This window comes from Paenibacillus sp. PSB04 (genome assembly GCF_025809195.1).
Taxonomy (GTDB): domain Bacteria; phylum Bacillota; class Bacilli; order Paenibacillales; family Paenibacillaceae; genus Paenibacillus_AQ; species Paenibacillus_AQ favisporus.
On record NZ_CP081301.1, the window covers coordinates 1,425,001 to 1,448,535 of the forward strand.

The window sequence follows — 23,535 nt, forward strand, 5'->3', positions numbered from 1 at the left end:
ACGCCTGCCCGGTGCTGGAAGGTTAAGGGGAGCGGTTAGGGAGTAATCCCGAAGCTGTGAACCGAAGCCCCAGTAAACGGCGGCCGTAACTATAACGGTCCTAAGGTAGCGAAATTCCTTGTCAGGTAAATTCTGACCCGCACGAATGGCGTAACGACTTGGGCGCTGTCTCAACGAGAGATCCGGTGAAATTTTAATACCTGTGAAGATGCAGGTTACCCGCGACAAGACGGAAAGACCCCATGGAGCTTTACTGCAGCTTGATATTGGATTTGGGTACGATCTGTACAGGATAGGTGGGAGCCTTTGAAACCTGAGCGCCAGCTTGGGTGGAGGCGCCGTTGGGATACCACCCTGATCGTATCTAGGTTCTAACCTGGTACCGTAATCCGGTATGGGGACAGTGTCAGGTGGGCAGTTTGACTGGGGCGGTCGCCTCCTAAAGAGTAACGGAGGCGCCCCAAGGTTCCCTCAGAATGGTTGGAAATCATTCGAAGAGTGCAAAGGCAGAAGGGAGCTTGACTGCGAGACCTACAAGTCGAGCAGGGACGAAAGTCGGGCTTAGTGATCCGGTGGTACCGCATGGAAGGGCCATCGCTCAACGGATAAAAGCTACCCTGGGGATAACAGGCTTATCTCCCCCAAGAGTCCACATCGACGGGGAGGTTTGGCACCTCGATGTCGGCTCATCGCATCCTGGGGCTGAAGTAGGTCCCAAGGGTTGGGCTGTTCGCCCATTAAAGCGGTACGCGAGCTGGGTTCAGAACGTCGTGAGACAGTTCGGTCCCTATCTGTCGTGGGCGTAGGAAATTTGAGAGGAGCTGTCCTTAGTACGAGAGGACCGGGATGGACGTACCGCTGGTGCACCAGTTGTTCCGCCAGGAGCATGGCTGGGTAGCTACGTACGGACGGGATAAGCGCTGAAAGCATCTAAGCGTGAAGCCCCCCTCAAGATGAGATTTCCCAGTATGTAAGACCCCTTGTAGACGACGAGGTAGATAGGTTGGAGGTGGAAGTGCAGCAATGCATGGAGCTGACCAATACTAATCGGTCGAGGGCTTATCCAAAATATAAAACACAGATTCGTTTCGTATCTAGTTTTCAAGTGATCAAACACTTGAACGTTTGGTGGCGATAGCGGAGGGGTTCCACGCGTACCCATCCCGAACACGACCGTTAAGCCCTCCAGCGCCGATGGTACTTGGACCGAAGGGTCCTGGGAGAGTAGGACGTTGCCAAGCGAAGGACCACTGTTGATGAATATCAACGGTGGTTTTTTTGTTTTGTTCAAACCCTTGGAATGGAATGTTGAGCTTTTGATACAATTCAGGGCCCGGCAACCTAAAGGTAGTTCCTCCTCCAGTTTCATGTATGAACCGAAATGATTTTGGACATCCCACCTATGGGGTGTCTTTTGCATATCTTGTCCGCTTCAAGTGGACATGTATTTGCCTCTGCAAGACAAGGGCGATTCCTCTCATTTTTACCAGACTGATTACCTTGACAGCTTCGAGTGGGCTTTGCTAAGATGGCAATAATATATTTTCAGAAACGATTTTCAAGCCTTGTTGCATAAGGATTTTAACAAATACATTACATGACAAATGAGGGGGAAATTACGAAGTGTGGGAACAAAAATTTGCTAAAGAAGGATTTACGTTTGACGATGTTTTGCTGGTACCCCGGAAGTCCGAAGTGCTGCCAAAGGAAGTCGATGTGTCCACGAGATTAAGCGATTCGGTTAAGCTGAACATTCCTTTGATCAGTGCAGGGATGGACACAGTGACGGAGGCTGCCCTGGCCATTGCGATTGCACGTGAAGGCGGCATCGGCATTATTCACAAAAATATGTCGGTTGAACAGCAAGCGGAGGAAGTGGATCGGGTTAAGCGTTCCGAGAGCGGCGTTATCACCAATCCTTTCTCACTGACAGCCGATCACCTCGTATCCGATGCCGAACAGGTCATGGCGAAATTCCGGATTTCGGGTGTTCCGATTGTGGACGAGCATAACAAACTGATCGGTATTCTTACAAACCGCGATCTTCGCTTCGTTCATGATTACAGCATTAAGATCTCCGAAGTGATGACTCGTGAAAACCTGGTAACTGCCCCAGTAGGTACGACGCTTCAAGAAGCCGAAGTCATTCTGCAGCAGCACAAAATCGAAAAGCTGCCGCTGGTTGATGAGAACAACACATTAAAAGGTCTTATTACCATTAAAGATATTGAGAAAGCCATTCAGTTCCCGAATGCGGCAAAAGATGCGCAAGGACGTCTGCTTGTAGGTGCGGCTATCGGTATTTCCAAGGATGGTTTGGATCGGGCCGCAGCTCTGGTCAAGGCCGGCGTTGACGTCATCGTCGTTGATTCCGCGCACGGCCATCATATCAACATCTTGGATGCGGTTCGCCATCTGCGCAGCTTGTACCCGGATCTTACGATCATTGCAGGCAACGTGGCTACGGGCGAGGCGACACGCGACCTGATCGAAGCGGGTGCTTCGGTTGTCAAAGTCGGTATCGGACCGGGATCGATCTGTACGACACGCGTTATTGCCGGTATCGGCGTGCCGCAGGTTACAGCGATTTACGATTGTGCTTCGGTAGCTAAAGAGTATGGAGTGCCGATCATCGCAGACGGCGGTATTAAATACTCCGGCGAAATTACAAAAGCACTGGCAGCCGGTGGCCATGCCGTTATGCTGGGAAGCTTGTTTGCGGGAACGGAAGAGAGCCCTGGGGAATCGGAAATTTACCAAGGCCGCCGCTACAAGGTTTACCGCGGCATGGGCTCCATGAGTGCGATGAAACAAGGCAGTAAAGACCGTTACTTCCAGGACGACGATAAGAAGCTCGTTCCGGAAGGAATTGAGGGCCGCGTCGCTTATAAAGGTCCTTTGTCCGACACGATTCACCAACTGATCGGCGGTCTCCGCTCGGGCATGGGCTATTGCGGAACGAAAAACCTGCAGGAGCTGCGTGAAGATACCCAATTTATCCGCATCACGGGTGCGGGTCTTCGTGAGAGCCATCCGCACGACGTGCAGATCACGAAGGAAGCTCCAAACTACTCGTTGTAATATTCGACACGGTTTGCACAAAACCAACATCTTCTTGTACAGACAGGCCTAAATTAGGCCTGTCTGTCTTTTTTTGCAGTATACCCTGTGTTAGAATAGACAAGTAAGATTTAAGGGCAAGAGGGGAGTTAACAATTCATTGAGTAAGAAATGGAGCAAGTTGGGGAAACCATCTTCGCACAAACGCAAACGTCACTTTGTCAAAAAGAGCGTAGCCTCGGTTATGCTATTGAATATGTTAATGCTGTCCGCTCTACCGGCCATGGCTTTGGCGGAGGGAACAACAGCAACAACAACCACTACGAATACCGCATCGACTACTACGGCCAGCAAGGTGCCAAGCGTATCGTCTTTGCAGCTTCAAGTGAAATCCGCCGTGTTGATCGAACCAACGACAGGACAAGTCCTCTTGTCGGTGAACGCGGATGATCCACTGCCGCCAGCGAGTATGACCAAGATGATGACCGAATATCTCATCGCAGATATGGTCAAAAAGGGCAAGTTTAAATGGGACGATGTCGTCACCGTGGGTGAAAATGCGTCAAAGACGATCGGCTCGCGTATTTTTTTAGATGCTAATGACCAACATACCGTAAGAGAACTGTACATAGCGATGGCGGTAGGTTCGGCGAACGATGCTACCGTAGCGTTGGCTGAATATGCAGCCGGGTCTGAACAGGAATTCGTCAAATTGATGAATGAAACAGCCAAGAAATTTGGGATGAAGACAGCCCATTTTATCAATTCCACAGGGCTTGACCGTGCAGACATGCCGGCCAAATTTAGACCGGAGGCCGAAGGGGAGACGGTCATGTCCGCGATGGACGCTGCCCTCCTGGGTAAGCATATCGTTCTCGACCATCCGGATTTTGCTGAGTTCACGGCCATCCAATCTTATAAATTCCGTCCGCGCGACAAAAATCCAATTATCAACTATAACTGGATGCTGGAAGCGAATAAAAATATTCCGAACTTTAAGGCTTACGCCTACCCAGGCTTGGACGGCCTTAAGACGGGTCATACCAATAACGCTGGCAACTGCTTTACAGGAACGGCCGAACGCGATGGGATGCGCCTGATCAGTGTCGTCATGGGAACGGACTCGGAAGCACACCGGTTTACCGAGACCCGGAAGGTGCTTGATTACGGCTTCAACAATTTTGAGATCAAGCAGGCCGTCGCCGGCAAATCCAAGGTTGAAGGTCTGGACTCCGTTGAGGTCAAAAAAGGCGTCAAAACTTCGGTCGGCGTCGTAACGGATGCCCCGGTCTCCTTTATGGTACCTAAAGGCTCCGATGCCAAAGGCGTTACCTTCAAAACTCAGCTTGAACCGGCGGACAAGCTTGTGGCTCCGATCAAGCAGGGAACCAAGGTCGGTACCATCACTTATACCTATAAAGTAGATGGGATTGAGAAGCCTCAGACGAAAACCGTCAATTTGATCACATCGGACGAAGTGGAGAAGGGCAGCTGGCTGCGCCTGTTCTTCCGCGCTATTAAGGAAATGTTTGGTGATTTATTTGACGGAATCAAAAATCTTTTTTAAGATCAATATAAGATTTTTGCTTTAGTCCACAAAAGCAGCTCTGCAGAGTATGCAACCATCCTGCCATCCATAGGCAAGGGCGGATTACATGATATATATTTCGGGAGGCGTAAACCATTGGAAACGGGAACTTCGAGAGTTAAAAGAGGTATGGCTGAAATGCAAAAAGGCGGCGTCATCATGGACGTCATGAATGCCGAACAGGCAAAGATCGCTGAAGCTGCGGGCGCAACGGCCGTTATGGCATTGGAACGCGTTCCTTCAGATATTCGTGCTGCCGGCGGTGTGGCGCGTATGGCTGACCCTACGATCGTAGAAGAGGTTATGAAAGTCGTATCGATTCCGGTTATGGCGAAAGCCCGTATCGGTCATTATGTGGAAGCGAAAGTGCTCGAATCCCTCGGCGTCGACTACCTCGACGAGAGCGAAGTTCTGACGCCTGCCGATGAAGTATTTCATATCGACAAATGGGACTTCACCGTGCCGTTTGTTTGCGGTGCCAAAGACCTGGGAGAAGCGCTGCGCCGCATCGGCGAAGGCGCATCAATGATCCGTACGAAAGGAGAGCCGGGAACAGGCAACATCGTTGAAGCCGTTCGTCATATGCGTCTGATCAACAGTCAAATCCGCAAAGTGCAAAGCATGTCGAAGGACGAGCTGTATGCCGAAGCGAAAAACCTTGGCGTACCATACGACCTTCTGCTTGGTGTTCACGAGAGCGGCAAGCTGCCGGTCGTTAACTTTGCTGCGGGTGGCGTGGCTACTCCAGCCGACGCGGCGCTGATGATGCATTTGGGAGCCGACGGGGTATTCGTGGGATCGGGTATTTTCAAATCCGATAATCCAGAGAAGTTTGCCCGTGCGATCGTGGAAGCAACAACGCATTATCAAGACTACAAGCTGATTGCCGAAGTATCCAAAAACCTGGGTGCGCCAATGAAAGGCATTGAGATTTCGAAGCTGAGCCCGTCTGAGCGGATGTCGGACCGCGGCTGGTAAGAGAGAGAAGGCTGGACATATGAAAATCGGGGTACTGGCGCTTCAGGGTGCCGTAGCAGAGCATATTCGCAGCATCGAGCTGGCCGGCGCCGAAGGCATCGCCATTAAAAAGGTAGAGGAACTGGAGCAAGTTCAGGGCCTGATTATCCCTGGCGGCGAAAGTACGACCATCGGCAAACTGATGCGGAAATACGGGTTTATTGAAGCGATTCGCCAATTTTCGGATGCAGGCAAGCCGATTTTCGGGACCTGTGCCGGATTGATCGTTCTGGCGAAGTCGATCGAAGGCCAGGAAGAGCCCCACTTGGGGCTGATGAATATCACCGTGGCGCGCAATGCTTTTGGGCGTCAACGGGAGAGCTTTGAAACAGATTTGGACGTCAAGGGGATTGAGGAGCCGGTTCGTGCCGTCTTTATCCGTGCTCCTCTGATCCGCAGTGTGGGCGATGGAGTCGACGTACTGTCCTCCTATAACGACGAGATTGTGACCGCGCGAGAGGGCCATTTGCTCGCCTCTTCGTTCCACCCTGAACTGACGGATGATTACCGGCTCCATCAGTATTTTGTGGATATGGTGAAAGCCAGTCAAGCGTCTTAAATCAGCAGGATAAACGATGGTAACACGATGACACCTTGACTCTTTTGATGATATCTAAACGCTGCCTCCTGGGTAAGCTTTAGGTAAAAGGTATTCCTCGGCTGGCGGCGTTAGCGGCGGTCTGAGGATACCTTTCAAGGGGTCAGGGTTGTTTTTTGATTCAAGCAGGTCTCATCATGGAAGTACGTCGCACAAGACGTTTTTCTTTTTAGGAGGAATTGTCCAATGTTGGATGTGAAAATATTGCGCGGTGATTTCGCGAGAGTGGAGCAGGCGCTCAAAAACCGTAACAAGTCGCTGGATTTGATCGCCGGATTTCCCGAGCTGGATACCCGCCGCCGGGAGCTGCTGCAGGAGAGCGAGGCGCTGAAAAACCGCCGCAACACCGTTTCCGGTGAAGTAGCCAAGCGCAAAAAGAACGGGGAGAACGCCGACGAGCTTATTCTGGAGATGCGTCAGGTTTCTGACCAGATCAAAGCGATGGACGAGGAAGTTCGCGAACTGGAGGCGTCTATTTCTGATCTGACGATGGCCATTCCGAATATTCCGCACGAATCGGTGCCGGTCGGCCAGTCCGAAGAAGACAATGTGGAGCTGCGCCGGTGGTCGGAGCCAACGACGTTTGATTTTACGCCAAAAGCCCACTGGGATCTGGCCCAGGACCTGGGCATTCTTGATTTTGAAGCGGCAGCCAAGGTTACGGGTTCGCGGTTTACGTTCTACAAGGGGCTCGGTGCCCGTCTGGAGCGTGCGCTCATCAACTTTATGATGGATTTGCACAGCAGCGAGCATGGCTACGAAGAAATGCTTCCGCCTTATATCGTCAATGGGGACAGCCTGCGCGGGACCGGACAGCTACCGAAGTTTGAAGAGGATCTGTTTAAAATCCGTGACACGGACTACTACTTGATCCCGACCGCTGAAGTGCCGGTGACCAACTATTACCGTGATGAAATTTTATCGGTGGAGGATCTGCCGAAGCACTTCGTCGCTTACAGCTCCTGCTTCCGTTCGGAGGCCGGTTCAGCCGGACGTGATACACGTGGCTTGATCCGCCAGCATCAATTCAATAAAGTGGAACTGGTGAAGCTTGTGCATCCGGATTCCTCTTATGAAGAGCTTGAGAAAATGACGGCAAATGCGGAGCGCGTTCTTCAGCTGCTGAAGCTGCCGTATCGCGTGATGGCGCTCAGCACGGGAGATATGGGCTTCTCGGCGGCAAAAACGTACGACCTGGAAGTTTGGCTGCCTGAGAGCGGTGCTTACCGGGAAATCTCCTCTTGCTCGAACACGGAGGACTTCCAGGCACGGCGTGCGAATATCCGTTTCCGTCCTGAGCCTAAGGCCAAGCCTGAGTTTGTGCATACGTTGAATGGATCGGCACTTGCCGTAGGACGGACCGTGGCGGCCATTCTGGAGAATTATCAGCAGGCAGACGGCAGCGTGGTCGTTCCGGATGTGCTTCAGCCTTATATGGGCAATGTTAAAGTTATTGTCCCTAAAAGCCAGGGTTGATATTAGCATTAAACTGTGGTAATATATTTTTGTTACGCGTTGCGTGACACTGATGTATTTTCCACGTGGAGGGGTACCGAAGCGGTCATAACGGGGCGGTCTTGAAAACCGTTAGGGCGCAAGTCCACATGGGTTCGAATCCCATCCCCTCCGCCATTTAAACAAACCAATGACAAAGCCGATTCTGCTTATGCAGGAGCGGCTTTTTTTGTTTTTGCCAAACGCCGTTATCGCATAAAAAGAGCGCATCCTCCGCACATTAACAAAGGCAGGGGAGGTGTTCAATTATGAACCGAGACTTTGAATTGAACCAAAACAAATTGGTCCAAGCTTGGCAATCCCAGCTTCCTCAAACGCTTGACTCATCCGACCAGGCACAGGTGTTTGCCGACGAGGCAAATCCCCAGGCTCTGCGGATCCATATCGATACCGCGGGACGGTCGAAGTATTCATTCGACTTCCAGTGCTCCTACGTGGATACACGGGAGGTTAAAGTGGATCTGGTGGATGTAGAACGCGAAGGACGCACGGTAGACGAACGCACGGATGTCATTCAGAATATGGCGCAGGATTACACCCGCCAAATTCACGAGTGCGCCCAAGCCCTTCACGATTTGACGCATCACTCTTAAGAAGAGAGGGACAACGATGACCAAAGCCAAACCGGGTGTCGACAAAAATCTCAGCAACGTCGTCGAGGATTTGGATCAAACGGCAGTGAACAGCCATCAGGCAAATCAGTTGCAGCAGAAGCGAAACGATCGCAGGCATGAAGATGAAATCAATCATCAGCACACGATCGACCTGGAGCATCCGCATTCTTAACCATCCTAATGTATACGGGGGAATCGCCGATGAGTAAACCAAACGCTGTTCCGGTACCTGAAGCGCAAGAGCAGCAGCCGCGTAACCGGGACCGGGAGCGGTCAGGCATGCAGGAGCCGTTGTCCGGATCGAAGAAGGTCAAGAACCGGAATCATGTTAGTCATTTGAATAGAGAAGGGTCCTAAGGTCCCGTCTAAAAAGGCATCCGGCTAAAAGCCAGGATGTCTTTTTTTGCGTTAAAAATGAAAATTCACCAAAAGATTTCCAAAAAAGGGTTCCGGTAATGGACGATATCGTTTATGATTACAAGGGGTATTTTTTTGCTTTTTAGAGACGAGAGGAGAGAGAGATTGTGATGAAGAAGAAATGGGCAGCCCTGATTCTTACACTGGTCTTGGCAATGACCGTGGTGCTTGCAGGCTGCAGCAGCAAGAAGGAACCGAAGGAAGCGCTGGAGGCTTCGGCCGTCAACGCGATGAAAATGACATCGTACGAAATGAAGAGCAAGGTAACGATTAAAGATCTGCAGGTTACCAGTGCGAGTGCTGATAACGCCGCAGCCAGCCAAGTGATGAGCATGCTGAAAAATGCGGAATTGACGATCGATGGGGTATATCAGAACGATCCACAACAAACGGAGATGACGCTCGGAATTAACCTGAAGGGCGACATGTCCATGAGCTTTAACATTCCGATGGTAATGACCCAAGATAAATTGTACGTCAAAGTGCCGAGCATCCCGATGCTGCCGCTGCCTGAAGACGTTGTAGGTAAATTCCTGGTACTCGATATGAAAGAGCTGGCGGAACAGCAGGGAACGTCCTTTAACCCCGACATGATGAATCCCGAAAAGACGAAGAAGCTCGCCGGCGAAATTATGAATACCCTGTTTACCGAATATGATGGTAAGAAATATTTTAAAGACGTTGCGGTTAAAGATGCTAACCTCCCGGATGGCGTGGATGCCAAGCAGGTGGTTCAATTCTATGTAACCAATGACAACGTGAAAGAAGCGGCTGACATTCTGGTGAACAAAGCGCTGCCGAAAATTCTTGATATTATCAGCAAGGAAGAGTACCGTGAAATGCTCGGCGTTAACCAGGAAGACATCGACGATATGAAGAAGGATCTGAACTCGACGGACAGCAAGGATGAAATCAGCAAAGGCCTGAACGACCTGAAGAACTACCTGAAAGTCAACCAGTTCGAAGTCAACACGGCTATCAATAAAGATAACTTCCCTGCTTATCAGGATGCTGTGATGAACGTAGAAATGAACGATCCGGAAACGAAGGACAACATGAAGCTGTCGCTGCAGGCGACGAGCCAATACAGCAAGATCAACGAGAAGCAAACCTTCAGCATTGGCATTCCAAAAGAAGCGGATGTTATTACGATGGAGCAGCTTCAGGAGAAAATGGGAGCTACGGCTTACTAAGCAAGCCCCGTACGAATCACAACAGCCCGGCCAGGGTTACTGGCCGGGCTGTTTGTTTGTGTCAGGCTTTGCCCCGCAGCTTGCGGAAAAACTGGGTCAGCAGCCCAGCGCATTCCTCCTGCAGCACATCGGCAATGACCTCGGTGCGGTGGTTGAAGCGCGGCTCCTGCAGCAGGTTCATCAGCGTTCCAGCGCATCCTGCCTTGGGATCGTAGGTGCCGTAGACGACCCGCGGGATGCGGGACTGGACGATCGCGCCGGAGCACATCGGACACGGCTCCAGCGTGACGTATAGCGTGCAGTCCAGCAGGCGCCACGATTGTACGGCTATACTGGCTTCCCGGATGGCGACAATCTCGGCGTGGGCTGTCGCGTCCTGGGACGTTTCCCTTAAGTTATAGCCCCGCCCGATGATCTCCCCGTTGCGGACGATGACCGCGCCGATCGGCACCTCCCCCAACTCCTCCGCCAATTTGGCTTGGTGGATTGCCTCGCGCATCCAGTGTTCATGACGATCATTATCCACAGACTCATCCACATGAAGCGGATGTTTCATTTGATTTTCCAACGTAAAAGAGCCTCCCTGTACCGAATTTCGGCTTATTCAGCGAACAAGCATTCTATTGTTAACATGCTGTGCATAAATTTGTGGATAACTATTTGATTACGCACAGAATTATCCCCAATTTATTAAATGGTGCTGTGAATATGTTGATAAGTTGTGGACATGCTGCGTTATTTCGAGTTAAGCCGATCATTTTCGACAAGCTTTTCAAATATCAGCCTACAGAGTATGATGGAATAGATTATTCCAATTATCGCCAAGGCAAGATTAGAGGTGACCCGATGTGTCAATGAAGAAGAAACTGTCCCTCACCATGGCCGGTTCACTCTGTCTGATTTTACTTTTAAATATTATTCTTAGTTTGTACACAACGCAAGCCAGTTTACGCCGGGAAAGTGAACGCAAAATGCTGCTGGCCGCCAGGCAGGTGGCCGCCTCTATTGAACAGAGCCAGGAGAGCGCCGGCATGGTCGAACGCCAGATCGGGGAGCTTCTGCATGTGGCTGCCAAATTGGCTGCCAAAGAGCTGGACCCGGATATCCAGAACATTACGAACGAGCAGCTGGCCAAGCTGAGCAAGCAGGTGGGAGTCACCCATATCGCCCTGCTGGTCCGAACCGGTGATGATATTATCATTGCCAAGTCCTCGGAACCTGCTGAGCTCGGTCTCTCCACCAAAGACTGGGGATACTGGTATAAGGCGTTTAAGCAGCTCTTTGAGGAAGAACGTGTAACGATTCCGTACGGAGCGGCTGCCGACCATTTTTGGACCGGACCGTTTGAATATTCGAACTCCAAGCCGAATGTAATCGACAAATGGGGTTATTATTATGACGCCAAACGAAACTATATCATTGATCCGTATATTCGCACCGATTCTCTCCATCAGATCGGCACCCATATCCCGAGTCCGGAGGAGGTGCTCGACAAAACGAAGAAAATCAACGGGGAGATACTTGAAATCAGCTGCATCAATCCGCAGACCTTTGCGGGCGTCCGAATGTCCGGACAAGGATATGTCCATGATAAGACTAAGCTGCATAATCGGCCGATACGATACGGTACCTATACATATATCGACCTCGAAAACGACAAACAGGCTGTGGAGAAGGCGGCACAGACAGGAGCGAATGTCGTTTATGAAACGCGCATCGATGGTAAAAAGCTGTTAAAGAGCTTTATCCCTGTGAACAGTGCGTCTCAGGCATCCTACATCATCAGCATCGTCATGGATTATGCGCAAATATCCAAGGTATTGCAGAAACAGCTTGTCTCTTATATATCGATTTCGGCCTTTCTGTTGATTTTGTTCGTCATTGTAAGCTATAAGCAGGCCGGATACTTCATTCGGCCGATCGATGCGATTCTGGGTAAAGTGAAAAACGTCGCCCAGGGGCGCTTTGATACGCCGCTTGTCATCAACAGCAAGGATGAGCTCGGATTGCTTGCCGCCAAAATCAACACGATGACCGATAATCTGAGCAGCTATACCGACCAGCTCAAGCAGGCCGTGGAAGAGAACCGCTCGGTGAAAGAGCATCTGGAGTCTGTCATCCAGCAGACGGCGGATGCGATTCATACGACGGACCTTGAGGGGAATATCATTCAGGTCAATCAAGCTTTTGAAAAGCTGTACGGCTGGTCAAGCCATGAAGTGATCGGTAAGCGGATCAATCTGATTCCCGGCCATTTGGAGGGGGAAGTGCAGGCAAGGCTCGACGCTTTAATGCAGGGCGAACAGCTGCCGGCAGTAGAAACGGTCCGAATCAAGAAGGACGGGACCCCTGTGGAGGTCAGCATCAGCACGTCCGCGGTCAGGGACCCGGAAGGGAAGGTCGTATCGTTCATCAGCATCTCAAGAGATATGACGGAACGCAACCGGATGGACGAGCTGCTCCGTCGTTCCGAGAAGCTGACCACCGTCGGGCAGTTGGCGGCCGGGGTGGCGCATGAGATCCGCAACCCGCTCACGACGCTGCGGGGATTCTTGCAGCTGCAGGAGTATAACAACCGCGTCGATCCGAAGCACAACCAGATCATGCTGTCTGAGCTGGAGAGAATCAATCTGATCGTGAGCGAATTTTTAATTTTGGCCAAGCCCCAGGCTGTGCACTTCCGAAATAAAAATGTTCGTGATATTTTAGAGGATGTGCTGTCGCTGCTGAGCAGTCAGGCCAATCTTCACGGGATTGAGTTCGTCATGTCCTCCCAGACGGCCGAGACGGACGTTCATTGCGAGGAGAACCAGCTGAAGCAGGTCTTTATCAATCTGCTGAAAAACGCCATGGAGGCGATGCCTGAAGGCGGCGTCATCCATATCGAACTGTTCCGGCCGGACCCGGACCACCTGGGGATTACGATTACGGATGAAGGCGTAGGGATTCCTGAGCACCAGATGGAGAAGGTAGGAGAACCGTTTTTTACCAACAAGGAAAACGGGACAGGCCTTGGCCTGATGGTCAGCCAGCGGATTGTGGAGGGCCATAAAGGATCACTTCAGATCGAGAGCGCCGTTAACAAGGGCACTCAGGTTACGTTAACGCTGCCGGCGGCACAGCCGGAGCATGGGGAAGGACCAGAACGGGAATAAACCGCACTCTTGTCCGAGGTAAACCATAATGAGATGGGGTTATAAGCTTTGAGGATTAACAAATATATCAGTGAGACCGGGTATTGTTCCCGGCGTGAAGCGGATAAGCTGGTAGAGAGCGGGAAGGTGACGATCAACGGCGTTCAGGCGGTGCTGGGCAGCCAGGCGGAGGACGGGGACGACGTCCGCATCAACGGCCGGCCCCTGCAGGCGAAGAAGGAGACGCATGTCTATATTGCGCTGAATAAACCGGTTGGGATCACCAGTACGACGGAGCAGCATATCAAGGGCAACATTGTGGACTTCGTGGGCCATTCGGAGCGGATTTTTCCGATCGGCCGGCTGGACAAAGATTCCGAGGGGCTCATCCTTCTGACTAGTGATGGCGACATCGTCAATAAAATACTGCGGGCCGAAGGCAAGCATGAGAAGGAGTACATCGTCACGGTGGACAAGCCGGTTACGCCGTCCTTTTTGACAGGCATGGCCAGCGGGGTGAAGATTTTGGGTGAAATGACCCTTCCCTGCAAGGTGACTCGGATCTCGGAGCGGGTGTTCAAGATCATTCTGACCGAGGGGAAAAACCGGCAGATCCGCCGGATGTGCAGCGCCTTCGGCTACGAGGTGCGCCGACTGCAGCGAATCCGGATTATGAATATCCACCTGGGGTCCCTGGGCAAAGGGAAATGGCGCGATTTAACGCCGCAGGAAAAGGAAGAGCTTGGACAGCTGCTGAATTACCGCCTCGGATAGAGGGCAGGCCTGATACAGGGTGAGGGCTTCAACCAATAATAAAAGGCCGCAAGACCATTCCCTGAGACATGTGCCGTCTACTATCAAAAAGGCTGCTCCCTTTATCCAAAGGGAGCAGCCTGTCCATTAGTTATCGCTATGCTATTTTTTATTCGTGGTTACCGGGATTTGCTCGCTGATATTCTGGTACTTCCGGATAATGGATACCTCGACGCGTCGGTTTTTAGCACGGCCGGCTGCGGTATCGTTGGAAGCCACGGGCCGGAACTCGCCAAAGGCGGTGGAGGTGAACTTGGCCGGGTCGAGCTGCTTGTTGGTGAGCAGAATCTTCAGGAAGTTCAGCGCCCGGTTGGAGCTCAGGTCCCAGTTGGACGCGTACTCGCTGTTCGAGATCGGCATATTGTCCGTATGGCCGGACACAACGACGTCATACGTAGGGAACTGCTGCAGCATGCTGCTGATGGCGAGCGCCAGCTGGCGTGACTCAGGCTTCACCTGAGCGCTGCCGGAAGCAAACAGGGCGTTGTCGCTGATCGTGATCGTAAGCTGCGATTGGTTCAGTTTGGTATCCAGCTGGTTCGTCAGGCCGTTCGTCTTGATATATTGATCCAGCTGCTGTTTCAGCTTCTCCAGGTCTTCCTGTTCCTGCTTGGCCAGCTGGGCTTTCTGTTTCTTGTCATTGTTATTCGTGACGATGCTCTCTTGGGAGTCTTTTTTGCCCTGGTCCATATTTTTATCCATCGGCAAATTCGACCTGAAGTTGAGCACGCCGTTTCCGGTGCTGAGGGCATTGTTGAAGGCCTGGCTCATTTCCTCGAATTTCTTGGCGTCCGTGGCGCTCATGGAATAGAGCACGATAAACAGGGCCAGCAGCAGTGTCAGCAGGTCGGCATAGGGGAGAAGCCAGGATTCGTCGGCATGCTCCTCATGCGGTTCATGTCTAGTCTTCTTGGCCACCTGAACCATCCTCCTTCTCATTCATTTGAGCGCGCTCGGAAGGGGTTAAGAAGACGGAGAGCTTCTGACTGATCGCAATGGTGGATACGCCGGATTGAATCGACAGCAGTCCTTCCACCATCATGAGCTTGAGCTCCACTTCTTTTTTGGACAGGCGTTTCAGCTTATTGGCGATCGGGTGCCACAGGACATAGCCGGTAAAGATACCGAGCAGCGTCGCAATAAATGCCGCGCCAATTGCGTGAGCCAGCTCGGCCATATTCTCCATCTTGGTCAGGGCGGCGATCAGGCCGACGACAGCACCAAGCACCCCGAGGGAAGGAGCATACATACCGGCTTGGGAGAAGAGCAGGGCACCTGCACGGTGACGCTCTTCCGTCGCCGCAATATCTTCCATCAAGACGTCGCGGACGAACTCCTGGTCGTTACCGTCGATAATCATGCGCATACCGTTGCGCAGGAAGGCGTCGTCGATTTCTTCGACCTTGGTCTCCAGCGCGAGGAGGCCTTCCCGGCGGGTGATGGAGGCCCACTCCATGAACAGGGTGATGAGCTCTTGACGCTGCATGAGCTTTTGTTTGACGAAGGTCATTTTTAACAGCTTGGGGAACTTCTTGATCTCAGACATCGGAAAGCCGATAAACAGCGTAGCGGCGGTTCCGGCGAGAATAATGACATAAGCGGCGGGCGTCAGCAGGCTGACGATCGGGGCGCCCTTCAGCACCATGCCGACTAGGACGGCAACCACACCGAGTATCAGGCCAACAATCGTTGAAATTTCCATTGCACACCTCATCCATGAGAAATAGAATTGAATCCTTTCGGAATCGACCGCGTTTACATCCTTGCAACATGGTCGCTTTCACAAAAAACGGTTTATATTATTTATCGACACCATTCTCTTTTTTTTTAAGGGATATTTTCCGGTATAATGAAATGACAAGGTTCATCTGTCCTACAAAATCAAGTCCGAGCACCATACCCTGAAGGGAATAATCACAGCACAAACGGGTGACGAATGGCCCACTTGAGACCCTGACACAGGGGCGCATGGAGCAGGGCATTCACCATTCACAATCATCGCTTATAGATCGTATGAGTAACTAAACTTCGATATTGGAGGGAATGGCATGGGCGTTAAGCATGGTCGTGACTATGACGGCATATTGACCGATTTGACGGCAGCTGTCGGGGAAATTCCGGACAGTTATTTATTTTTTGAAATGGCGGAGCAGGATTGGATGCAGCTGGGCATCGAAGAGAAGCGTGAGGTGCATGAGGCGCTGGCGGAGGATTTGTTCTATGCGCTGGGAGCCGAACCTGTCATCACCGTTGGAAGCGGTGTCGTGATGTATGACAAGGACCATCACCGGATCAACCTCTTGATCGGCGACGAGGAGCTGACCGTAGTCTCACTGATATAGTCCCTGGGGCCGGATGGATTTTATAAACCCGTCCATGGTAAGATATTATTCGTATGTACTCTCCTTGGAGAAGCATGATTACATTCAGGGATGAATACAATGGGTAAAGGTTTTTCGCCCGAGCATACATTAATGACACATCCTGGTGAACCTCGGGGATGTTAGGTTTCAGGGAGGAACGGAAGAATGGTATATACGCAAGAAGAAGTAGAAACGCATTTGTCTAAGCTGGAAGGCTGGGAGCTTGAAGAGGGCCGCTGGATTGTGCGCAAATACGTTTTCTCCAATTTCATGAAGGGCATTTCCTTTGTGGATGAGGTTGCGGCCATTTCAGAGGCTTTTGGCCACCACCCCTTTATTACGATTGATTATAAAAATGTGACGCTGCGTTTGACTTCATGGGATGAAGGCGGGATTACGTCCCTGGATGTCAAGGAGGCCCACCAATTTAACGAACTGTTCGAAAAAATGCGTTCCGGCGAAAAAAGGTAACGAGAATAATGCAGCAAATAAAAACACGCTTTGCGATGAACGTCCCGTTCTTCCAAAGCGTGTTTCTGTATGCGTTACAACTTTTATTTCTTCTCAGCCAGCCACTGGGCCACATTGGCAATCTCTTCAGCTTTCAACTTGTCTTTAAAGGATGGCATGCCGCCTTTACCTTTAGTGATAATGGTGTAAATCTCTTCAGCGGACAGTTGGCTTCCGATCTTTTGAAGGTTCGGGCCTACGGCACCCTGAAGCTGATCCCCGTGACAGCTAATGCAGCCTTGCGCTTTAATCGTAGATTCAGCCGCTGCGGCGTCCATCGTAACTTCCGGCATGGTCGGCTTCTCTTCTTCCGCCACCTGCTCTTTGCCTGGAAGCGTAAACATGAGCACAATTGCCATAACCACTGCGATCGTTAATACACCGCTCATGATCCATTTTTGCATCCGTTTTCGTCCTTTCTATGTAAACTGTCATTCTTCATTCCTTCATTATAACGGAACAAGCCATCACATCAAATAGTTTGTGTCAAAAAAGCAAACGAATCCAAACTTGGGGCCACCAAAAATACACAAATTTGTACCATTTTTATGATGATGGAATTTTCAAGTTAGATCCCTTCATAGACCATACAGTGAAACAGCTGTTCACCTTCAGGGGTCAGCTTGGGGTAGGTATCAGCGATGACAAACCCCGACTTCCCGTAAGCCCGGATGGCTCGCTTATTCCATGTATGCACTTCAAGGTCGATTTCGTCCCCAGGCCGTTTTTCACGGGCTGCGCCGATCACAGCCTGCATAAAGCTCTTACCCAGCCTCTGGCCGCATAAATCAGGCCGCATGCCAACACCAAGCCGGGTCACGCCTGCCAAGGGAAAGAACTGCGCGAACCCGCACAAGGTATGTTCAGCATCCAGGACGGACACATATTGGCTTTGCCTCACCTCAGGATCACCAAATTCGACGCCAAGCGCCTCCATCTGATCCCACGGCAGCCAGCCGTATAAATCGTATGGAGGTTCGTACACCCAGCTGCAGACGGTCTCAGCATGCTCCCGGGTCATGGGAACGATCATGAAGCTCTCATGTTGGAGGTTCATGTGCAGATCTCCCTTCCAGACCTCCCTGTAGGATTTGAACATTAGAGAAAAAATATTCCGGATTGTCCCAGATATCTGTTTAATTTCGGAATAGAGGGGTAAATGAGGAGTAGCGGGCGAGAATGGAAAGGTTACCCATTTCTGTCCGCAAAAAATCCCGCAAAAGGAGATTTCGGCAAAAATCTCATTCTACGGGATCTCGTACCCTTGCTTTACCTGCATTACTGGACGTCATCAACGTCCTCGGAATCGACGGCGGCGGTTTTGTATTTATCCGTACTCATGATTCGTTTGGCGCCAACGTAGCGGTTGACGTAGTAGCTGTCGCTCAGAGAGCTGATGATCACACCGCGAGAAGTGGAGGCATGTGCGAATTTTCCGTCGCCGACGTAAATTCCGACATGGGATACTCCGGCTCCCGATGTATTAAAGAATACCAAGTCGCCTGCTCTCAGATCACTGCGGGATACGGCCGAACCCATGCTGAACTGGGAACCAGATTGATGGGGCAGATCGATGCCCAATTGATCAAATACATACATTGTAAATCCCGAGCAGTCAAATCCGCTTGTTGTGGTTCCGCCCGTTCTGTACTTGGTTCCGATCGCACTGTCGATCACTTTATCCATCTTGGAATCCGCGAAAGCGCTTCCTGTGCCGACCGTGAGCACGATGGCGAAACTCATGACTGCTGCTGCAAGCTTCTTCTTCAAGTAAAATACCCCTTCCGGCGCCTGCGAGGTTAGCTTAAGGATTCGGTAGAAGGCCCCCTATGATCCCTCTGAAGCAAGATCAATTCACCCATAACTGGTTCCCCCGCTTTCCTTAGTGTGAGGAAATTCGGCATGAACTTTTACACTATGTATCATTCCCTGTTACTTCTTATTCGTTCGCAACTTTGTATCAGGTAAAGATTACAAAGTTGTTACTATCGCTGGGACTATTGTAACAAAGGAATCGGACTTTGGCAATTGTTTCTAACAGAAAAAGAAGATTTGTAGGAAAATTTATAGGAAATGATGTTTATTTGTTGGACGAGTGGGTAAAAGAAATGACAAGGGTGGAAAAAACAGGAGAAAACCGTGGATTTACTCGTGTAAAAAAAATTTTTGAAATGCTGTTACCTTTTCGGTGGTTCGTACGTCTAATAAGTAACAACAAACCCGCGGGGCGATTTCGGCAAAAATCAGCGGCGCGGGTTGTTATGGATATGCATTGTTTTCGAGAGATAATCAATTGTAAACCGCAGCTTGATATTTGGCCGTACTCATGACCCGTTTGGCGCCAACGTAGCGGTTGGCGTAGTAGCTTTGGCTCAGTTTGCTGATGGTAACGCCTTTCGAAGAGGACGCGTGCGCGAATTTTCCGTTGCCGATGTAAATGCCGACATGGGAAACGCCTGCGCCTAGGGTGTTAAAGAAAACCAGGTCTCCTGCTCTCAGCTGGCTTTTGGAAACAGCGGTACCTGTTTTATACTGCGCAGCGGATACACGCGGGAGGTTTAACCCCAGCTTTTGGTACACGTAACGGGTAAAACCGGAGCAATCGAAGCCGTTCGTAGTTGTTCCGCCGGTTTTGTAAGAAACGCCGATCGTGTTGTTAACGATGTGATTCAGAGATGAATCCGCAAATACGCTGCCGGTGCCCATGGAGAACGCAAGTGTAAGGCCCAGCGCTGCGGCTGCCAACTTCTTCTTCAAAAAAATAAACCCCTTCCAATGCCTGCGAGGTTAGCTTAAGGATTCGGTAGAAGGTCCCCTATGATCCCTCTGTAGCGAGATCAATTCACCCAAAATTGGATCCCCCGCTTCCTGGTGCCCGGGAATTCGGCTCGTGATGATTGCACCGGAAATGGACATGCTGACAAGTTACCTATAATCGTACATACCAATCAAATGAACGGACAAATGATGAAATCAGTTACAGCAAAGTCAAAATCGTTACAGCAAAGATTACAAAGTTGTTACTAAGTTCGTACTCGGATTATTTTAACAGAGGATTTATACTTTGGCAAATGGTTAACAATCATTTTACAACAAAAACCCCGCCTCTTTTCAACAGAAAGAGACGGGGTTCTTCTTTTATCAGCGGATTAAAGTGATGACAAAATTTTAACTATTCCGAAATATTTTTTTTCGTACGGTTCATTTGCTGATGCCACAAATCATATTGGGAGGAGATATTCCATAATTTAAAGATACAGCTGACCATATGGTAGCCCTGTTGGATAATCAGGGTGGCAAGCCCTGCCCAGATCAGAGAGACGCTGCTGGTAATGCCATACAAGAGCAGGCTGACCGCGCCCAGCAGAACGGATATGCCGATGACCGGCAGCGCGCTTCGCAGGCAGATCCAGAGCGAGGAGAACATGCTGGTTCCACCGGTTTTGCCAAACTGCATGAACAGAATCATCTGATGGACGATGTAGCAGTACAGAAGCCAGACTGCAATGTACGGGATGCAGTGAAGCAGCTGGGCATGGTTTTGGATCGCGCTGAGCAGGATGGGATACATCTTCGGGATCATCCAGTATAACGGAGCGGCGATAAGCACCCATTCGATCAGGTGAAAAAGAAATACCGTTTTGCCGTGCAGCTTCATGCCCTGGAAGAAAAACAGTCCGCGTTCCCCCTGATGCTCCCGGTGCAGGCCGTAGAAGATGCCCGCGTGGATAAATGGGGTCAGCAGCATGCGGAGGGCGACCATTCCCAGGAGAACCCAAAGGTAAGTATGCACGGTGCTGCTTTGCGTCAAGCTCATCTGTCCCTCTACATAATAGAGGACCTGGCTGAGTTCGGTCGGCGGGGGATCGGGATACCGCATCAGCAGCGGCACGACCGCCGAATCGATCAGACGGTACAGGAAGTAGCCCCAGAGCAGCTGGTACAGGAACATGATGATCATGACATAAAATTGGTCTTTGACGCTTTTCCAACCGTTAACAATATAGGATTTCACTGCTCTCACCTCACCAGGACAGACTTCCAAGCAGGGTTTCAATCAGCTTGGTAATGCTTACGTTCCAGCGGAGGAGCACTTTATGATCCATGTCCGCCTTCAGGTAGTTGTTCACATGTTTGTTTTCCAGCACGATCGTATAGCCGGGATCGATCATGGCCCAGGCCAGCGGGGAGCTGTATGTCAGCTTGAACTGGGTGCTGGCGTTCTTTACGTCCCAAACCTTTTTGATCTGATGCCCGTCCGTAAACGTGAACAGTATCGGCACCTGCGGCAGATCGCCGCCCTTTTTGCTGACCTTCACCAAAGAATCGTACCGGGGCTGCGCCGATTCCTTATCCTTGCGCACCGTAATTTCGTCGACCGAAAAATCGGCCATCTGGCTGCCGTATACATATTGATCGAAGAAGGTTTGCCACGACTTGCTGGTTACCTGCTCGACCACCTTTTGAAAATCCGCCGTGGCAGGATGTTGGAAACGGTATTTCTTCGCATAGGTGGACATGATTTTCTTCATGGTCTGGGCGCCGGTCAGCGTCTCCATTTCTTTCAGGACCATCTTGCCGCGGTAATACACGTTCAGTGCATATTGATTCTGCGACGTATATTTCCAGGCGTCCTGGGTCAGCGGCGCAGGCGAAGCGATGAGCGAGGACTGGATCGGCAGATTGGGGATGACGCCGTATTCCTGCTCCATCAGCTTATCCTCAGCGTAGGAGGTGAAGCCTTCGTCCAGCCAGGCCTCCTCGAACTCGTTGCTGGCGATCATGCCGTAGAAGTACTGATGGCCGATTTCGTGGATGACGGTCCGCTCGAGATCGTAACCCGGGGAGTCGTCCTTGGCCCCGAAGGCGGTAATCAGCGTCGGATACTCCATGCCGCCTGCCCCATTGCCTGCTTCGGGCGGAACGACGATAGACAGGGTGGAATACGGATACTTCCCGTACCATTTGCTGAAATATTTAAGCGCGGCCTTGGCGGCGTAGAAGTAGCGCTCCTTCAAATCCTTGTGGGCGGGATCGAGATACAGCTTGATCCGGACCCCGGGCACCTCCGCTGAAGAGAACGGCTCCTCGGCGACGATAAAGTCGGGGGATGCGGCCCAGGCAAAGTCATGTACGTCGTCGGCGTAGAACTGATAAATCTTCTCGCCGTTCTTGATCTGTGAGTTCTGTACCGGGAACCCGGTTGCGGCCACCGTGTAGTTCTTCGGCACGTGAATGCGGACGCTGTAAATGCCGAAGTCGGAGTAGAATTCCGAATTTCCGTGGTACTGGTGCAGGTCCCAGCCCTCGCTCGTCCGGCCGCGCGTTCCCACGGGCTCGTAGACGGCGATTTTGGGGAACCACTGTCCGGCCATGACAAAGTTACCGGCGGTTCCCATTCGGGCGAAGATTTTGGGCAGTTGAACTTCGAATTGCATGGTCAGCGTGATGCTTTCGCCTGGTTTCACCGGCCGCGGAAGACGCACTTTCATCAAGGTCTTGTCCTTCGTATTGCCGTCATCCGGCTGCACGTATTGAATCCGGTGCATCAGCGACAGACCGTCGGCAGTCTTCATCGCAGTCAGGGTCATGGACCCGAAGCCGTCGGCAGGCATCGTGTCATTGCGCAGCTTCCCGCCGGATTCCTTCATAAATGTCGTGTCCATGGAAGCGAAGGCGTTTGGATAGAGGTGAAAATACAGCTCGTTTACCGTTTTTTTGCCGGGATGGGTCCAGGTCAGGGTCTGGGTTCCTTTAATTACCCGGCTGTCCGGATCAAGGGTCGTATCGATGTGATATTCCACCACCCGCTTGCTGAGCACCTCCGCGGTCGGCTGCTGGACGCTCTCCATCGGTGACGGAGGCTTGTAAGCCGCTGGAGGCTTGGCCTGATCCGGAGCGTAGGAAGGCATGGACTCGGGCGAATCCTTAAAGACGAACCACATTGTTCCCGTAATCAGGAGTACAAGAACGAGAAAGGATAAAAAGACGAGTTTGGCGCGTGCTGGGGCCATATACGAATACCTCCCGTTGACAAGCATCTACAGCATGTATATGTTGGCTTTCCAGCGATTATTAGTTAAAATAAAATTAAGTTGGACGGGTATCCACAAATCGCGGAGGCGCAGCGCAGCGTTTCTGTTTTCAAATAGGAGGAACATCGGAAATGGACAACAAGGAACAGGTAGGCAAGAAGCCCATTGCACTGAATATCGTCAGCGGCAAGAGCAAGCACAAGATGGGTTTTGGGGCAGGCTCTATCGATCTGAACAACATTTCTCCGGTCATTATCGACCGCGGCGAAGCCGTCATCGATATCGGAGCGATGCACGCCAAGAGCAAGCCGGAGCGCCGCATTCGCTTTACGCCGAACCGGGAGGAAGTCCCGAACGGACGCCAGGTGTGGATCGTATGGGTCGCGGTGGACCGGAACGAGGATGGACAATTCTACGGCGGTGCCACGGCCAGTGAGATGTGGATCGATGAAGAAGAGAGACGGGGCTGGAAAGTCCTTGCCGATCACGTGAACCGGATGGATGCCGCGCTGAAGCGGAAATTTATGCTGGACGAATTGGGATCTGAGGAAAAGACGCTGCTGAAGAACCTGCTCGTGTCGCATAATGAGCAGTGGTGGGAAGCTTCGCCGGATGAGCTGAAGAAGGCGCTGGAGGTATAGCGTAAATCGCGTGCTCTCCTCATTATAAGAACAAAGG

At 51.3% G+C, this 23,535-nt stretch carries 23 protein-coding genes, 1 tRNA gene, 2 rRNA genes and 2 riboswitches (1 of these 28 only partly in view); of the genes, 17 read left to right on the forward strand and 9 right to left on the reverse strand.

The genetic code is table 11. The features are described 5' to 3' along the window. From K2F33_RS06900 to K2F33_RS06955, 12 genes are all read left to right on the forward strand, one after another. Window positions 1–1,067 (forward strand): 23S ribosomal RNA (locus tag K2F33_RS06900); it begins 1,861 nt to the left of the window's first position. 57 nt (window positions 1,068–1,124) lie between these two features. After that, window positions 1,125–1,241, forward strand: a 5S ribosomal RNA gene (gene rrf / locus K2F33_RS06905). Window positions 1,242–1,623: 382 nt separating this feature from the next. After that, on the forward strand, window positions 1,624–3,081 hold the full coding sequence (guaB, locus tag K2F33_RS06910) for an IMP dehydrogenase (protein WP_076176925.1): 1,458 nt from the start codon (window positions 1,624–1,626) through the stop codon (window positions 3,079–3,081). 223 nt (window positions 3,082–3,304) lie between these two features. After that, on the forward strand, window positions 3,305–4,627 hold the full coding sequence (locus tag K2F33_RS06915; RefSeq protein ID WP_263881300.1) for a D-alanyl-D-alanine carboxypeptidase family protein: 1,323 nt from the start codon (window positions 3,305–3,307) through the stop codon (window positions 4,625–4,627). 117 nt (window positions 4,628–4,744) lie between these two features. Further along, window positions 4,745–5,626, forward strand: coding sequence for a pyridoxal 5'-phosphate synthase lyase subunit PdxS (gene pdxS / locus K2F33_RS06920; RefSeq protein ID WP_076176926.1), 882 nt, complete (start codon window positions 4,745–4,747; stop codon window positions 5,624–5,626). 19 nt (window positions 5,627–5,645) lie between these two features. Further along, complete coding sequence (gene pdxT / locus K2F33_RS06925) at window positions 5,646–6,224, forward strand: pyridoxal 5'-phosphate synthase glutaminase subunit PdxT (protein ID WP_076176927.1); 579 nt, start codon at window positions 5,646–5,648, stop codon at window positions 6,222–6,224. Window positions 6,225–6,449: 225 nt separating this feature from the next. Then, entirely contained in the window at window positions 6,450–7,739 is a 1,290-nt protein-coding gene (serS, locus tag K2F33_RS06930) for a serine--tRNA ligase (RefSeq protein ID WP_089549444.1), read from the forward strand. Between the two features lie 67 nt (window positions 7,740–7,806). Beyond that, window positions 7,807–7,895 (forward strand) — tRNA-Ser (locus tag K2F33_RS06935). 131 nt (window positions 7,896–8,026) lie between these two features. After that, window positions 8,027–8,371, forward strand: a complete 345-nt coding sequence (locus tag K2F33_RS06940) for a hypothetical protein (protein WP_076176929.1) — start codon at window positions 8,027–8,029, stop codon at window positions 8,369–8,371. A 16-nt stretch (window positions 8,372–8,387) separates the two neighbouring features. Beyond that, entirely contained in the window at window positions 8,388–8,564 is a 177-nt protein-coding gene (locus K2F33_RS06945; RefSeq protein ID WP_163883141.1) for a hypothetical protein, read from the forward strand. Between the two features lie 29 nt (window positions 8,565–8,593). Continuing rightward, on the forward strand, window positions 8,594–8,749 hold the full coding sequence (locus tag K2F33_RS06950; RefSeq protein ID WP_076176930.1) for a small acid-soluble spore protein P: 156 nt from the start codon (window positions 8,594–8,596) through the stop codon (window positions 8,747–8,749). A gap of 170 nt (window positions 8,750–8,919) precedes the next feature. Continuing rightward, a complete protein-coding gene (locus tag K2F33_RS06955; RefSeq protein WP_076176931.1) occupies window positions 8,920–10,002 on the forward strand; it encodes a hypothetical protein in 1,083 nt (360 codons plus the stop codon). A 61-nt stretch (window positions 10,003–10,063) separates the two neighbouring features. On the opposite strand, the gene tadA is transcribed toward K2F33_RS06955, so the two are convergent. Continuing rightward, complete coding sequence (gene tadA / locus K2F33_RS06960) at window positions 10,064–10,558, reverse strand: tRNA adenosine(34) deaminase TadA (RefSeq protein ID WP_263882300.1); 495 nt, start codon at window positions 10,556–10,558, stop codon at window positions 10,064–10,066. A 298-nt stretch (window positions 10,559–10,856) separates the two neighbouring features. On the opposite strand from tadA, the gene K2F33_RS06965 reads away from it, so the two are divergent. Both K2F33_RS06965 and rluF read left to right on the forward strand, forming a co-directional pair. After that, window positions 10,857–13,157: an ATP-binding protein gene (locus K2F33_RS06965; RefSeq protein ID WP_318672240.1), complete on the forward strand. Its 2,301-nt coding sequence runs from the start codon at window positions 10,857–10,859 to the stop codon at window positions 13,155–13,157. A 48-nt stretch (window positions 13,158–13,205) separates the two neighbouring features. Next, window positions 13,206–13,910, forward strand: coding sequence for a 23S rRNA pseudouridine(2604) synthase RluF (gene rluF / locus K2F33_RS06970; RefSeq protein ID WP_089549442.1), 705 nt, complete (start codon window positions 13,206–13,208; stop codon window positions 13,908–13,910). Window positions 13,911–14,051: 141 nt separating this feature from the next. On the opposite strand, the gene motB is transcribed toward rluF, so the two are convergent. Further along, window positions 14,052–14,867, reverse strand: a complete 816-nt coding sequence (gene motB, locus K2F33_RS06975; RefSeq protein WP_076176934.1) for a flagellar motor protein MotB — start codon at window positions 14,865–14,867, stop codon at window positions 14,052–14,054. After that, window positions 14,851–15,651, reverse strand: coding sequence for a flagellar motor stator protein MotA (gene motA, locus K2F33_RS06980; RefSeq protein ID WP_076176935.1), 801 nt, complete (start codon window positions 15,649–15,651; stop codon window positions 14,851–14,853). Before motA ends, motB begins: the two co-directional genes overlap by 17 nt. Window positions 15,652–15,997: 346 nt before the next feature. Between motA and K2F33_RS06985 the strand changes: the two genes are divergently transcribed. Next, on the forward strand, window positions 15,998–16,291 hold the full coding sequence (locus tag K2F33_RS06985; protein WP_076176936.1) for a hypothetical protein: 294 nt from the start codon (window positions 15,998–16,000) through the stop codon (window positions 16,289–16,291). Window positions 16,292–16,477: 186 nt separating this feature from the next. Beyond that, window positions 16,478–16,783, forward strand: coding sequence for a 4a-hydroxytetrahydrobiopterin dehydratase (locus tag K2F33_RS06990; protein WP_076176937.1), 306 nt, complete (start codon window positions 16,478–16,480; stop codon window positions 16,781–16,783). Window positions 16,784–16,866: 83 nt separating this feature from the next. Here the strand turns inward: K2F33_RS06990 and K2F33_RS06995 are convergent, their stop codons facing one another. The 6 genes from K2F33_RS06995 to K2F33_RS07020 form a co-directional block, all read right to left on the reverse strand. After that, on the reverse strand, window positions 16,867–17,226 hold the full coding sequence (locus K2F33_RS06995; RefSeq protein ID WP_089549441.1) for a c-type cytochrome: 360 nt from the start codon (window positions 17,224–17,226) through the stop codon (window positions 16,867–16,869). A gap of 164 nt (window positions 17,227–17,390) precedes the next feature. Beyond that, complete coding sequence (locus K2F33_RS07000) at window positions 17,391–17,879, reverse strand: GNAT family N-acetyltransferase (RefSeq protein ID WP_263881301.1); 489 nt, start codon at window positions 17,877–17,879, stop codon at window positions 17,391–17,393. Between the two features lie 221 nt (window positions 17,880–18,100). Next, window positions 18,101–18,592, reverse strand: a complete 492-nt coding sequence (locus K2F33_RS07005; RefSeq protein WP_373309650.1) for a C40 family peptidase — start codon at window positions 18,590–18,592, stop codon at window positions 18,101–18,103. A gap of 3 nt (window positions 18,593–18,595) precedes the next feature. Beyond that, window positions 18,596–18,735, reverse strand: a riboswitch (cyclic di-AMP (ydaO/yuaA leader). A gap of 376 nt (window positions 18,736–19,111) precedes the next feature. Then, complete coding sequence (locus K2F33_RS07010) at window positions 19,112–19,579, reverse strand: C40 family peptidase (protein ID WP_076176941.1); 468 nt, start codon at window positions 19,577–19,579, stop codon at window positions 19,112–19,114. A 4-nt stretch (window positions 19,580–19,583) separates the two neighbouring features. Further along, a riboswitch (cyclic di-AMP (ydaO/yuaA leader) is annotated at window positions 19,584–19,721 on the reverse strand. A gap of 273 nt (window positions 19,722–19,994) precedes the next feature. After that, window positions 19,995–20,837: a hypothetical protein gene (locus tag K2F33_RS07015; protein ID WP_089549438.1), complete on the reverse strand. Its 843-nt coding sequence runs from the start codon at window positions 20,835–20,837 to the stop codon at window positions 19,995–19,997. Window positions 20,838–20,847: 10 nt separating this feature from the next. Further along, a complete protein-coding gene (locus K2F33_RS07020) occupies window positions 20,848–22,836 on the reverse strand; it encodes a M1 family metallopeptidase (RefSeq protein ID WP_263881302.1) in 1,989 nt (662 codons plus the stop codon). A gap of 152 nt (window positions 22,837–22,988) precedes the next feature. Between K2F33_RS07020 and K2F33_RS07025 the strand changes: the two genes are divergently transcribed. Continuing rightward, entirely contained in the window at window positions 22,989–23,498 is a 510-nt protein-coding gene (locus K2F33_RS07025; RefSeq protein ID WP_152399677.1) for a YwhD family protein, read from the forward strand. Window positions 23,499–23,535: the final 37 nt, after the last annotated feature.